This window comes from Shewanella sp. GutDb-MelDb (genome assembly GCF_002836075.1).
GTDB lineage: Bacteria > Pseudomonadota > Gammaproteobacteria > Enterobacterales > Shewanellaceae > Shewanella.
In genome coordinates this window covers 1-13788 of sequence record NZ_PJBM01000148.1, presented here as the reverse complement: position 1 = coordinate 13788, position 13788 = coordinate 1, and the positions used below count along the sequence as shown (strand labels likewise).

Below are 13788 nucleotides of genomic sequence, written 5' to 3'. Positions count from 1 at the left end.
AAGTGGCAAAAAAACATTCCACTGTTCTAAGTTCAGCCTCAAGCGAGCTTATTTACCGTTATTAATGTTCAGTTTCACCCTCTTGAGTAACATTTAGCAGCTAAAGGGCATTTTTTAGCAGAAAAGTGTTGAATACTTCGCAGCAATCAGTAAATTTGTAACTACGAAGTTCAAACAATCGCTAAACCAGCTGTCATTTTGTCGTGGTGACATAAAAAGCTTTTAGCATGAACATCTACTGTTAACCCGCAGGTGAGTTTGACTCCTGCAGTCATATAAAGAAGTTATCAATGAATCAATTACGTTTAGAGCCGATCGAACAAGTCAACGGGACTATTAATATCCCTGGATCTAAAAGCATTTCTAATCGCGCTTTATTGCTAGCAACGCTAGCTGAAGGGACCACGACATTAACAAATTTACTCGACTCTGATGATATTCGATATATGCTCGCATCGCTTAAACAGCTAGGTGTGAATTATCGTTTATCAAACAACAATACTGTTTGTGAACTTGACGGTATTGCGGGCACACTCAACAGTGAGAAAGCCCAAACTCTGTTTCTTGGCAATGCAGGTACTGCAATGCGGCCTTTATGCGCCGCTTTGACGCTGGGTAACGGTGAGTTTACCTTGACGGGTGAACCGAGAATGGAAGAGCGACCTATTGGTGACCTTGTTGATTCACTGCGTCAGCTAGGGGCTGATGTTGCCTATTTGAAAAATGAAGGCTTTCCACCGTTAACCATCAATGCCACTGGGCTAAGGGGCGGTAACGTAGATATAGCGGGGGATTTATCTAGTCAGTTTCTGACGGCGCTATTAATGGTCGCTCCTCTCGCGAAAGGCGACGTTAATATTCAAATTAAAGGCGAGCTAGTATCAAAGCCTTACATTGATATCACCTTAGCATTGATGGAACAGTTTGGTGTCAAAGTCACCAACAAGGATTATGCCTCTTTTGAAATTAAAACCGGTCAGCGTTATATCTCACCTGGAAAAATTTTAGTCGAAGGTGATGCATCTTCAGCATCTTACTTTCTTGCGGCTGGCGCGATTAAAGGTGGCGAAGTTAAAGTCACCGGCGTGGGTAAGCTCAGTATTCAAGGCGACGTTAAGTTTGCCGATGTCCTCGCACAAATGGGCGCGGATATAGAGTGGGGCGATGACTACATTATAGCTCGAGGCTCTAAACTGAAGGCGGTTGATCTCGATATGAACCATATCCCGGATGCCGCGATGACAATAGCAACAGCGGCTTTGTTTGCTGAGGGAACGACCCATATCCGTAATATCTATAACTGGCGCATTAAAGAAACCGATCGTCTTGCTGCAATGGCGACAGAGCTGCGTAAAGTTGGCGCTATTGTCGATGAAGGGCATGATTATATTAGTGTGACCCCCCCAGCAAAACTACAGACTGCTGATATTGACACTTATAATGACCACAGAATGGCGATGTGCTTTTCTATGTTGGCATTTGCCGATTGTGGTATCACCATTAACGAACCAGAGTGTACCTCTAAAACCTTTCCTGATTATTTTAATCAGTTTAAGGCCCTCGCTAAGTAGCTTCCGCACTAATACCTTTGATTAATTGGTTCAGACTCATTTCAGTAGTCTGAACCATTGCTTAATGGGATCCTTGGATATTTGAATTAGATGCCGCTTTCTAGTGTCAGATGGTTTATAATACGCGCGCTCATTTTCGGTTATATCAAGGAAGATTGAATTTCTTGTGGAGGATTTTATGTTAGAACGGGCTCCTGTTGTCACTGTTGACGGCCCTAGCGGTGCGGGAAAAGGTACTATTAGTCAATTGCTTGCCGAAAGGTTAGGCTACAAGCTATTAGATAGTGGTGCAATTTACCGCGTATTAGCATTGGCTGCTATTCATCACAACGTAGAACTTGATAATGAAGAATCATTAACGCTACTTGCAGCACATTTAGATGTGCAGTTCATTACTGGTAATGGAAGTAGAGGCATCAAAGTGGTACTCGAAGGCGAAGATGTATCCATTACGATACGTAGCCAAGAGTGCTCGAATGCGGCATCAAAAGTGGCTGCATTTCCACGTGTTAGAGAAGCATTGTTGCGTCGCCAACGCGCATTTGCTGAGACACCGGGATTGATTGCAGATGGTCGCGATATGGGAACTGTTGTATTCCCAACAACACCGGCGAAACTTTTTTTAACTGCTACGGCAGAGGAAAGAGCGCAAAGACGCTATAATCAGTTGCAGGACAATGGCTTCGATGTTAAAATTGATCAACTTTTGTCTGAGATAAAAGAGCGAGACGACCGCGATATGAATCGTAGCGTTGCACCTTTGGTCCCTGCCGAGGACGCACTTATTATCGATACGACTGATATTTCTATAGAAGATGTGTTAGACATGGCGCTAACGCATATTCATAAAAGTTTTCGAGTACCTGCGTAAGCAGGTATTTAACTATTTGCCCCAAGGATGAGGCAAATTATTATACTGACTCCGCGTCTAGGATGGACTGTGGTTTATTAAAGAAAGTAACCTAAACATGACTGAATCTTTTGCTGATCTATTTGAACAATCCCTTGAAACTTTGGAGTTCCGTCCAGGTTCTATCGTAACTGGTGTAGTTGTACGCATCGAAAACGGTACTGTACTTGTTGACGCAGGTCTTAAGTCTGAAAGCCCAATCCCAGCTGAAGAATTCAAGAACGCCAATGGCGAACTTGAAATTTCTGTTGGCGATACCGTGCACGTTGCTCTCGACTCTGTTGAAGATGGCTTTGGTGAGACTCAATTGTCTCGCGAAAAAGCTAAGCGTCACGAAGCTTGGATCGTTCTAGAAAAAGCGTACGAAGATGCTGAAACTGTAATCGGTGTCATCAATGGTAAGGTTAAAGGCGGTTTCACTGTTGAATTAAACGGTATCCGTGCATTCCTACCAGGTTCTCTAGTTGACGTTCGCCCAGTTCGCGATACAGCTCACCTAGAAAACAAAGAATTAGAATTCAAAGTTATCAAGCTTGACCAGAAGCGCAACAACGTTGTTGTTTCTCGTCGTGCAGTTATCGAATCTGAAAGCAGCGCAGAGCGTGATGCTCTTCTTGAGAACCTTCAAGAAGGTCAATCAGTTAAAGGTATCGTTAAGAACCTTACTGACTACGGTGCATTCGTTGATCTTGGCGGTGTTGATGGTCTTCTACATATCACTGATATGGCTTGGAAGCGTGTTAAGCATCCATCAGAAATCGTTAATGTTGGTGACGAAATCAACGTTAAAGTTCTTAAGTACGACCGTGAGCGCACACGTGTATCACTAGGTCTTAAGCAACTTGGCGAAGATCCATGGTTAGAAATCAGCAAACGCTACCCAGAAAACACACGTTTGACTGGTCGCGTAACTAACCTAACAGACTACGGTTGTTTCGTTGAAATTGAAGAAGGCGTTGAAGGTCTTGTTCACGTTTCTGAAATGGATTGGACTAACAAGAACATCCACCCATCAAAGGTTGTTAACCTAGGTGATGAAGTTGAAGTTCTAGTTCTTGACATCGATGAAGAGCGTCGTCGTATTTCTCTAGGTCTTAAGCAATGTAAAGTTAACCCATGGGATGACTTCGCAGAGCGCTTCAATAAAGGCGACAAGGTTTCTGGTAAGATCAAGTCTATCACTGACTTCGGTATCTTCATCGGTCTTGACGGCGGCATCGACGGTCTAGTTCACCTTTCTGATATTTCTTGGAATGGTACTGGCGAAGACGCAGTTGCTGAATTTAAGAAAGGCGACGAAATCCACGCAGTGGTACTTTCTGTTGACCCAGAACGCGAGCGTATCAGCTTAGGCGTTAAGCAAACTGAAGACGATCCATTCAATGCATACCTTGCTGATAAGAAGAAAGGTGTTGTTGTACATGGTGTTGTTACAGCAGTTGACGCAAAAGGTGTTACAATTGAACTAGCTGAGACTGTTGAAGGTTACCTTCGCGTTTCAGATATCTCTCGTGAACGTATCGAAGATGCATCAACAGTTTACTCTGTAGGTGACAAAGTCGAGTCTAAGTTCATGGGTGTGGATCGTAAGAACCGCACTATCAGCCTTTCTATCCGTGCTAAGGATGAAGCTGAAGAGAAAGAAGCAATGGCTAGCTTGAACAAGCAAGAAGATGACGTCATGAGCAGTGCTATGGCTGAAGCGTTCAAAGCAGCTCGTAAATAATCGCCTTGAAGTTCAGGGGTGCATGCACCCCTAAAAGGTGACTGTGTTTGGCTTGATAAATAGAGGGTATAGGATGACAAAATCCGAACTGATCGAAAAACTTGCCACTAGGCAGTCGCAGCTGTCTGCGAAAGAAGTGGAAAGTGCTATTAAAGAGATGTTAGAGCAAATGGCCGAGACATTGGAAGGTGGAGATCGCATAGAAATCCGCGGCTTTGGTAGTTTCTCGCTTCATTATCGTGCACCGCGCACTGGCCGTAATCCTAAGACTGGAACATCAGTTGATTTGGAAGGCAAGTACGTACCGCACTTTAAGCCAGGCAAAGAACTGCGCGAACGTGTTGACGCGCTCAACGCGTAATTTACAAAGTATTAAAAGCCTCCCTCGGGAGGCTTTTTTATATCTAAAACTTAGGTATCACTAGCTAGTTCGCTCTTTTTCTTAGATAATCAAAGCCTACCAACACGTGTCTGGAGCTTAACGTGAAGTCATTCATCATTGCCGTTTTAGTTGCCGCCTTTTTTTTCATAGCGCTTATTTTTGGCGCTCGGAACGAACAAGTCGTCACCATCAGTTACTTTGTTGCTCAGGGTGAATTTAGGTTGCCAGTCGTGCTTGCGTTTGTATTTCTATCTGGATTTTTAGTGAGCTGGATATTTGCGATGTATCATATTGCAGGTCTTAAGTTTTCAATTAGACGTTTAAAAAAACAGTTGGCAGCATCAGCTAATCCAAACGATACTAAGACATCGGATAATAGCACTGCTGTTATTGAAAGCGCAGCAAAGGAAGTAGACGCTTAATATGTTAGAAATCCTCTTTCTGCTTCTTCCTATCGCCGCCGGTTATGGTTGGTATATGGGGCGCAGAAGTGTCAGGCAAAAGCAGAGTAATCAGAGAGAACAGCTGAGTCGTGATTATTTCACCGGCTTAAACTTTTTACTGTCTAATGAGTCTGATAAAGCCGTTGATCTGTTTATATCTATGCTAGATGTCGATGACGACACCATAGATACTCACCTTTCGTTGGGCTCCCTGTTTAGAAAACGCGGCGAAGTCGACCGCTCCATCAGAATTCATCAAAACCTTATCGCAAGACCTAGCTTAACCACAGAGCAAAGAGATATTGCGATGATGGAGTTGGGTAAAGATTATTTAGCCGCCGGCTTTTATGATCGCGCTGAAGAAATTTTTATTAACCTTGTAAACCAAGACGATCATAGCGAAGAGTCAGAAACTCATCTTATTGCCATTTACCAAGTGACTAAAGATTGGCAAAAGGCTATCGACATTATTAAAAAGCTTAAGCGTAAACGCCAGCAAGTATTAAAGCATGACAGTGCTCATTTTTATTGTGAATTGGCCGCTGAAACGGATGATGATGCCGTTAAACTTAAGCGTTTACATGCGGCGATTAAGCTTGATGCTAGTTGCGGAAGAGCCTTACTGACACTCGCTGAACTTCACTTAAAATTAGAAGATTTTAAAGCGTGTAAGCAATCGATAGAGAAATTGCTTAGCAGCAACATTGACCTGTTTCCTGATTGTTTAACGATTGCTAAGCAGGTTTATTTACTGACTGATGACAGTATTGGGTATCAAGAGCTCCTAAGAGAAGCTATCGAGAAGGGCGCTGGCGCCAGTATTGCGGTGACATTAGCGCAGCATATGATATCTCAAGGTAATGAACAGGATGCAGAGAAACTCATTCTAGAAGGCTTAATTCGACACCCAACAATGAAGAGCTTTCAACATTTAATGAAAATGCACGTCAAACAGGCTGAAGATGGTCAAGCAAAAAAGAGCTTATCGATGCTTGAGCAACTTGTTGAACAGCAAATAAAATTTCGGCCTGGATACCGCTGCAGTGAATGCGGTTTCCCATCCCATCGACTGTATTGGCACTGTCCCTCTTGTAAAAATTGGGGAAGTATAAAAAGAGTTCGAGGGTTAGACGGAGAGTAAAGTGATTTCCTCCTCCGTTAAAAATACGATTAGTCAAATGACAAACGCAAAGCGATTGGAGACAAAATGACAAACAAACCTATTTTGGTTGCCTTAGATTACGATGATAGAAATGATGCTTTGCAGCTAATAGATAAGCTCGATCCTGATATGTGCCGACTTAAGATTGGCAAAGAAATGTTTACTTTGTTCGGCCCACAAATCGTTAATGATATTCATAGCCGCGGCTTTGATCTCTTTTTAGATTTGAAGTTTCACGATATCCCCAACACGGTAGCAAAAGCCGTTACAGCGGCAGCTGAACTGGGTGTGTGGATGACCAATGTGCATGCCTCTGGTGGCCTTGCCATGATGGAAGCCGCTAAGCGTGCACTTGAGACTTATGGTGATAAAGCACCGCTGTTAATCGCTGTAACTGTATTAACCTCAATGAGTGATGAAGAGCTTAAATTGCTAGGCATTAACGTCCCGGCTTCGGAACATGTATTACGCTTGGCAGCTTTAACTCAAAGAGCCGGGCTCGACGGCGTGGTCTGTTCTGCGCACGAATCTAGCTTATTAAAAGCAAAGTTTGGCCAAGAGTTTAAGCTCATCACTCCAGGGATTAGACCTGTCGGTAGCGACAAAGGCGACCAACATCGTGTCATGACGCCACCACAAGCATTGGCAGCCGGTTCAGATTATTTAGTGATAGGTCGACCAATCACTAAAGCTGCTGATCCGTTAAAAGCATTGCATGATATTCATCAGTCAATAGCATAACAGTATCAATTAAATGCTTTAATAAAAGAGTGCAGTCATATAAGTTACAAGTTAGTTAGATAATTAACCGTCATTTATACCGCAAGTGGAGTGCACTCTATGTTTAATTACCAAGGAAAAAACGTTGTTGTCGTCGGTGGCACCAGTGGCATTAATTTAGGTATAGCGCTTAGTTTTGCAAAAGCAGGGGCTAACGTGGCGGTGGCTAGCCGCAGCAAAGACAAGGTCGATGCCGCAGTCGCCAAATTATCAGCGACAAATCCTCAAGGTCACCATATTGGAGCTTGCTTCGATGTACGAGATGTAGACGCATTATCCTTAGGTTTTGATTATATTCGCGCTTCTTATAGCGTTATTGACGTGCTTGTCAGTGGCGCTGCGGGTAACTTTCCGGCCTCGGCCGAAAAGTTATCAGAAAATGGCTTTAAGTCAGTGATGGATATTGATTTACTGGGTAGTTTTCAAGTATTAAAGCAAGCTTTACCTTTGATGGCAGAACATGGTGGCGCCATCATTCAGATCTCAGCGCCGCAAGCTTTTGTCCCTATGGCAATGCAAGTCCATGTTTGTGCTGCAAAAGCGGGTGTAGATATGCTGACTAAAACGTTAGCCATTGAGTGGGGCAATAAAGGCATTAGAATAAACTCAATTGTGCCGGGCCCCATCGCAGGCACAGAAGGCTTTAATCGATTAGCACCAACAGAAGAATTACAAAATCATGTCGCTAAAGGTGTTCCTTTAAGGCGCAATGGTCGTTGTGAAGATATCGCCAACGCAGCACTGTTTTTAGCCTCTGATATGGCGTCTTACATTACAGGCGCTGTATTGCCGGTAGACGGTGGCTGGTCACTCGGTGGTGCTGGCGCGGCGATGGCCGAAATCGGTCAATTAGCGAAACAAAAATAACGTTAAAGTAGAGAAAATAAGATATGGCAAATCCTTTTCAGGAACAGCTACTTAAGGCTGGTTTGGTTAGCAAGCAGAAAGTAAGAGATACAAAAACTCAAAAACGTCGTGATAAAAAAGCAAAAGTCGATGATGGCAGCGACGAGCTCAAACAAGAGATCGCTGCTAAGAAGCTAGCGCAAATTGAAAAAGATAAGCAATTAAACGAAAAACGTTTTGCAGAAGCCTCTGAAAAAGGGCTTGTGCGTGGTTTAGTGACCGAATTTAAGAAACTTGCTATCACACCATCTAGATCGGCAGAGATTAAATTCAACTACACTTTTGAGAAAAAGATTTTCTCTCTTTATGTTGATGATAAGCTCCAAGCGCAGCTATTAAATGGACGCCTTGGCATTATCAGACATGAAGATCTGAGTTATTTGGCGCCGCATAAGCTCGTTGAGCGAGTCAATCTATTAGTGCCAGCTTGGATTGGTTACTTATGGACTCAAGAAGATAATGTTACTGCGGTAGAAGCGGATGATCCTTACGCTGACTACGTTATTCCAGACGACCTGATGTGGTAACTTAAGAGACTGTTATTTACAGCTAAGTGTGGAAGCCGTAATACAAGATGATTACGGCTTTTTTATAATGACTATTACCTTTAGTCATTCGGGTTATCAGTCATTATCAATCTTAGTGTTCAACGCTGCATACCGCGTCAGCCTCTGCCTTAAAAGCAACGTCATCAAATACCGCAACAATCCCAAACTAGCACCATTTCGCTTCCATCTATTGCTAGCCAACTAAATCCTTTTGGCTGCTTTCATATTCTACTTTTAGCACTATTAACATCAGTATTAGTTTCGTTTCTAAAACTTAAATATCAATTTTTTAGCGCATTGAGACGATCATTTGAATGCCGATTAGGCACATGAATTCGTTATGTTGTAGCTTAAAGATAGAGCAAGAAAAGGCTTTCTTTTTTGGCGTTATCTGGTAGATTTGAAACAACTGTTTTAATCTATCGTTTGAGAGTTGAGTATGAACCCATATAACGCGCCATTAGCTGAGATGCGCTTTCTGCTAGAAAAAGTATTTAATGCCCCTAAAACATGGGCTTCTATGCCTGCAATGGCCGAGTCTGTAGATATGGATACGGCGGCAGCGATTTTAGATGAAGCAGACAAGATCAGCCGTGAACTTATCCATCCTATTAACCGCAGCGGCGATGAGCAAGGTGTTCGTCACGAAGGTGATAAGGTGATCACACCTGATGGTTATAAAGCGGTATACAACCAGTATGCAGAAGGTGGCTGGGTGGGTCTATGTGGCGATCCAGAGCTTGGTGGCATGGGTATGCCAAAAATGCTTGGCGTGCTCGTTGATGAAATGGCTTATAGCGCGTGTAATGCTTTTACCCTATATGGTTCGTTAACCGCTGGCGCCGCATTGGCGATTCATGCGCATGGTACTGAAGCAATCAAAGCGCAATATTTGCCGATGATGTACAGCGGAGAGTGGGCTGGGGCGATGGATATGACAGAGCCTCAGGCGGGTTCTGATCTGCGTAATATACGCACCAAAGCCGTCCCCAACGAAGAGGGTAGTTACAACATCACCGGTAGCAAAATATTTATTACTGGTGGCGATCATGATTTAACTGAAAATGTGATTCACTTGGTATTAGCAAAATTGCCTAACACCAATGGTATTTCGCTATTTTTGGTGCCTAAAATAAAGGTTGATGCCGACAATAATCTGGGTGATGCCAATGGCGTTACCGTGGGGTCTATTGAACACAAAATGGGCCTTAAAGGCTCGGCAACTTGTGTGATGAATTTTGACGATGCTGAAGGTTATTTGATTGGTAAGCCAAACCGTGGATTAGTGTGCATGTTCACCATGATGAATTATGAGCGACTAGCCATAGGTATTCAAGGGCTGGGCACGTCACAAGCGGCTTATCAAATGGCGTCTGAATATGCAAAAGAGCGTGTTCAAGGTGTTGCTGCCGGCGGTTCACCTACGGGCGCAACAAGCGACCCCATCTTAGTGCATGGCGATGTCAGACGCATGCTCCTCACTGTCCGTACGTTAACGGAAGCTGGGCGAGCGTTATCTGTTTATACTGGACAGCAATTAGATTTAGCGAAATTTTCCGATAACGCAGACGAAAAAGCGAAAGCGAGTCGCTATGTTGGTTTACTCACTCCGGTTTCAAAAGCTTTCTTAAGCGATCGCGGTTTGGATGCCGCGATTATGGCGCAACAAGTGTTTGGGGGTCATGGTTATATTCGTGAAACGGGTATAGAACAACTGGTACGTGATACCCGTATTGCACAGATTTATGAAGGCACCAATGGCATTCAAGCTATTGATTTCTTGGGGCGTAAGGTCACTGGAGACAATCTTAAAGCGTTGACCGAGTTCGTTGCAGAACAGACTGCCAATATTGACCAATTTGAGCATGTATCGGGTGCTGATAAAGCCAGAGTATTAGGCTTATTTGAGAAGCTATTAGTCATTGGTCGTGAAGTGAATGAACATAAACTTACCCAGCCTGCATTAATTAATGCGTGTGCCGTTGATTACCTAGATGCGTTTGGATATAGCTTGTATGGTTATTTTTGGCTGGCGATGGCAGATGCAGCAAATGACCATGAAGACAATAACTTCAAGGTGCAAAAGCAGCATTTAAGCCGTTTCTATTTCGACAAATTGTTAGCAAAAGCAGATTATCATTTGTCTCAAGTTGCAACAGGCGACGCTTCAATAATGGATATTGATGAATCACTTTTCTAACTAAAAAGCGCCAACAATTAAAAGGCGGATTAAGTTAACTTAATCCGCCTTTTTTATCTTTTAATGTTGTGAATCTAGTGATTAGCGTTATTAACAAGCTGTTTTAAGATAGAGACATCATAAGTGGGGACATTGGCCTTAACGGGTGTCGGACTGACGCCGTTTTGCAAAATAACCACAATAGACGGCAAAGCATCATTTTGTTTTATAAATCCTGCAATATTCACCACGCCCAGCATAGAACCTGTTTTGGCCACTATCTGGCCTTTTAGGGGGGCTTGAGCGTAGCCATGACGATATTTCAGCGTGCCTGTGATGCCTGCAACAGGAAGTGCATCAATGATGTATTTGTAGTGTTCGTTTTGTTGTATGAGTGCTAAAACCTGAGCTAACTGGTTGGCGCTGAGTAAGTTATAACGAGATAAACCTGAACCATCAACAATATTGGCACTGCTTAAGTCAACACCTTGCTCAGATAATATCTGTGTCATTGCAGCGCTACCATTGGCAAATGTTCCAGAGGATCCAAATAGATACTGCCCCATGCGTTTTAAGAGGCTGTCTGCTATTAAATTATCAGACTTTAATAGCATGGTTGTTATTAAACTAGATAAGGGCTCTGATTGATGCTGAGCGACTAACAGAGCATTAGCAGCGTGCTGCTGAGTTAAGGTAATACTGCCGTTAATACTAATGCCGTTGTAGTTAATGCTTTGAGTCAGTTTATCTATTGCGTAAAGGCCTGGGTCTGTAATGGCGACAGATAACTTCAAGGCTTTATTTCCTGGATAACAACCGTCTAAGCGATATTGGTTTTTCTCAAATCTTGCCAGCGTTAAATTGCAAATCGCCCGCTGACCACTTTTATCAAATGTAGCGCGGCTTACAATCACTACAGGTTCATTTTTTGACAGTTCAACCACACCCGCATTGTCTGCCAGTCTTGGCTTAAACTGAGCTTGTATACAGTTTTTATTGAGTACATAACTTGATACTGGTGCGGCATAACAGATCCCTAAATCGTCCCATACTCGGCCCGGAGCATGTTGGATCTCGTATTGTTCGCCTACAAGATAAAGGTTACCTGTAATGTGTTTTAAGCCTTGTTGTTTAAGTTGGTCCAATAACGCTTGAATATCTTCAGTTGTCAGAGTGGGGTCACCGGTAAAAGAGAGATAGACATCGCCTTCAATTTGACCATCTTGGATAGGGTTATCAGCGTATATGTTAGTGTGGTAACGAAAGTCCTTGCCGAGTGCCGCAGTAGCGGACACCGCTGTGAGCAATTTCATCGTGCTTGCGGGGATAAATAATTTATCGGCATTTTGACGCTGGGTTACGCCACTTGGATTCGTCGCGATAACGGTTAATGCTGTGAGTGTGGTGCGCGGTGGGGATACAAGCTTGAGTTCAGCGGCAATCCCTGTGCTGGCTAAGGTCATCAAGAGCGCTGTAGAAATGATATTCCGAAGTATCAATGTACTGTCCTTTATAAGAAACAAAGCGGATTACTCAGGTTTGTCGTCGTCATCATGGCTCATTAAATGATACAGTTTGAGTGTGACAAACAACACCAAGCCAAAAAATAGCGGGAACATCAGTAACCCTAACTGCGCTTTAAAATGAAAGATAGCCCATGCGGCTAACAAAACACCTATCAACGTTAATAATGATTTAAAATTCATCGTGATCTCAGCTGTGAAATAAATGAATAGTGATGATAACAAACGACGCTTAGCTAAGCTGTGATCATTGTGTAAATCACCGACTGCTTGGCGAATAAAAGCACAGAGATAACATTGATATGTAGACGTTGTTTGTCTAATTATTTACCGAATAGTGACACTTAGTGCTGTTTTATGCTCTCAACAGGGCTAAACAGTAGAAATGACTTGCCGAGAGCGTGTTAAATCGGTAATTTCTATGCCCTTATCTAGGAGGATCTTGATGCCACATATTAAAGTGTATGGAATGCCAGAAAGCGTCGTTGCTAACTTAAGTGACCAGCTGATTGAGGTTCTTGCTGAAATTTGTCAGGTAAATGCAGAATCATTCATTATCGATTGTATTAGTAGTCAGAGTTATAGACGCGGACAATGCGTCAACGATACAGCGCAAGTCGAAGTGCTATGGTTCCCTAAAGATCCCGAAACACACCATCGTGCAGAAAAGGTGATCCGTGAAGCCGTTATACGTGCTTATCCTGGACTTAAACATACCATTGTTATGTTTAGAGAGTTAACACCTAGCACCTATTATAAAGATGGTACGCATTATTAAGGAGAGAGCCTTGCTGAGTAAGCTAGGTGGTATACCGCTACAGTCTGATTCACTGCAATGGTTATTAACACCAAAAGCGTTGAAAAAAGAACTGCTTAAGCGGATAGAAAATGCAACACATTCAGTCTATATCGCAGCCCTTTATCTTGAAGACGATGAAGCGGGCAGAGAAGTACTGCAAGCGTTAATGGATGCAAAGCAAAATAATCCAGCACTCGATATCAAAGTTTTGGTCGATTTTCATCGTGCCAGACGTGGGCTTATTGGTCACAAAGGTGACAGCGGTAATTATTTAATGTACCGCAAGGTCATCGAAGCCGCAGAGCATCCGATTGAGATCTTAGGTGTGCCGGTAAAATCTCGAGAATTTATGGGTGTGTTACACCTAAAAGGCTTCATTGTTGATGATGCCGTGATCTTTAGTGGCGCTAGCATTAACAATATCTATCTCCATCAAGAGGAGAAGTATCGATTCGATCGCTACCATGTCATCGAATCTGCTGAGCTTGCCCGCAGTATGCGTGACATGATCCAAACTTACTTAGTTGATGATGTCGCGGTGAGCTCTTTGACTCAACCAAAAGCGTTAGAGCATCTGCCAACTAAGACTGAAGTGAGCAGTTTAAAGCACCGCTTGTCTAAAGCTGAATACACATTCAATTCAACAAAGATAGGCAGCCGTGTCACACCGCTTGTTGGGCTAGGCCGTAAAAAGAACATTTTGAACAAAGTGATTGTGGCGTTGGTGGAAGAGTCTGCAGACGCATTGTTTATCTGTACTCCTTACTTTAATCCGCCCTATATCTTAGTGCGTGCTTTAGCGAAGCATTTAAGACAAGGCAAGAAAATCGATATTGTTGTCGGAGATAAAACAGCTAAC

At 43.1% G+C, this 13788-nt stretch carries 14 protein-coding genes; 12 read left to right on the top strand and 2 right to left on the bottom strand.

The genetic code is table 11. The features are described 5' to 3' along the window. Nucleotides 1-290 precede the first annotated feature (290 nt). The 10 genes from aroA (at nucleotide 291) to CXF82_RS06245 (ending at nucleotide 10628) form a co-directional block, all read left to right on the top strand. On the top strand, nucleotides 291-1571 hold the full coding sequence (gene aroA / locus CXF82_RS06290) for a 3-phosphoshikimate 1-carboxyvinyltransferase (protein WP_102043862.1): 1281 nt from the start codon (nucleotides 291-293) through the stop codon (nucleotides 1569-1571). 178 nt (nucleotides 1572-1749) lie between these two features. Continuing rightward, nucleotides 1750-2442, top strand: coding sequence for a (d)CMP kinase (gene cmk / locus CXF82_RS06285; RefSeq protein ID WP_101090231.1), 693 nt, complete (start codon nucleotides 1750-1752; stop codon nucleotides 2440-2442). Nucleotides 2443-2539: 97 nt separating this feature from the next. Further along, entirely contained in the window at nucleotides 2540-4207 is a 1668-nt protein-coding gene (gene rpsA, locus CXF82_RS06280) for a 30S ribosomal protein S1 (protein WP_101090230.1), read from the top strand. Nucleotides 4208-4280: 73 nt separating this feature from the next. After that, a complete protein-coding gene (gene ihfB / locus CXF82_RS06275; RefSeq protein WP_101090229.1) occupies nucleotides 4281-4568 on the top strand; it encodes an integration host factor subunit beta in 288 nt (95 codons plus the stop codon). A gap of 122 nt (nucleotides 4569-4690) precedes the next feature. After that, nucleotides 4691-5011 carry a LapA family protein gene (locus CXF82_RS06270; protein WP_101090228.1) on the top strand — a complete coding sequence of 107 codons (321 nt, stop codon included), beginning with the start codon at nucleotides 4691-4693 and terminating at the stop codon, nucleotides 5009-5011. Nucleotide 5012: 1 nt separating this feature from the next. Continuing rightward, nucleotides 5013-6173 carry a lipopolysaccharide assembly protein LapB gene (lapB, locus tag CXF82_RS06265; protein ID WP_101090227.1) on the top strand — a complete coding sequence of 387 codons (1161 nt, stop codon included), beginning with the start codon at nucleotides 5013-5015 and terminating at the stop codon, nucleotides 6171-6173. A 66-nt stretch (nucleotides 6174-6239) separates the two neighbouring features. Then, nucleotides 6240-6935, top strand: coding sequence for an orotidine-5'-phosphate decarboxylase (gene pyrF, locus CXF82_RS06260; protein WP_102043861.1), 696 nt, complete (start codon nucleotides 6240-6242; stop codon nucleotides 6933-6935). Nucleotides 6936-7034: 99 nt separating this feature from the next. Then, complete coding sequence (locus CXF82_RS06255) at nucleotides 7035-7841, top strand: SDR family oxidoreductase (RefSeq protein ID WP_101090225.1); 807 nt, start codon at nucleotides 7035-7037, stop codon at nucleotides 7839-7841. 23 nt (nucleotides 7842-7864) lie between these two features. Further along, a complete protein-coding gene (locus CXF82_RS06250; protein ID WP_102043860.1) occupies nucleotides 7865-8407 on the top strand; it encodes a DUF2058 domain-containing protein in 543 nt (180 codons plus the stop codon). 460 nt (nucleotides 8408-8867) lie between these two features. Continuing rightward, nucleotides 8868-10628 (top strand): acyl-CoA dehydrogenase family protein, encoded by a 1761-nt coding sequence (locus tag CXF82_RS06245; protein WP_102038744.1) that lies wholly within the window; start codon nucleotides 8868-8870, stop codon nucleotides 10626-10628. Nucleotides 10629-10702: 74 nt separating this feature from the next. On the opposite strand, the gene dacB is transcribed toward CXF82_RS06245, so the two are convergent. Both dacB and CXF82_RS22280 read right to left on the bottom strand, forming a co-directional pair. Continuing rightward, entirely contained in the window at nucleotides 10703-12106 is a 1404-nt protein-coding gene (gene dacB / locus CXF82_RS06240) for a D-alanyl-D-alanine carboxypeptidase/D-alanyl-D-alanine endopeptidase (RefSeq protein ID WP_232775098.1), read from the bottom strand. A gap of 30 nt (nucleotides 12107-12136) precedes the next feature. Next, nucleotides 12137-12313 (bottom strand): hypothetical protein, encoded by a 177-nt coding sequence (locus CXF82_RS22280; RefSeq protein WP_180961032.1) that lies wholly within the window; start codon nucleotides 12311-12313, stop codon nucleotides 12137-12139. A 262-nt stretch (nucleotides 12314-12575) separates the two neighbouring features. On the opposite strand from CXF82_RS22280, the gene CXF82_RS06230 reads away from it, so the two are divergent. Beyond that, the gene (locus CXF82_RS06230) at nucleotides 12576-12908 is read left to right on the top strand and encodes a DUF1904 family protein (RefSeq protein WP_101090220.1); all 333 of its coding nucleotides are present in this window, start codon (nucleotides 12576-12578) and stop codon (nucleotides 12906-12908) included. Nucleotides 12909-12918: 10 nt separating this feature from the next. After that, the coding region (gene pssA / locus CXF82_RS06225) for a CDP-diacylglycerol--serine O-phosphatidyltransferase (protein WP_257982743.1) at nucleotides 12919-13788 on the top strand (870 nt) is incomplete at its 3' end.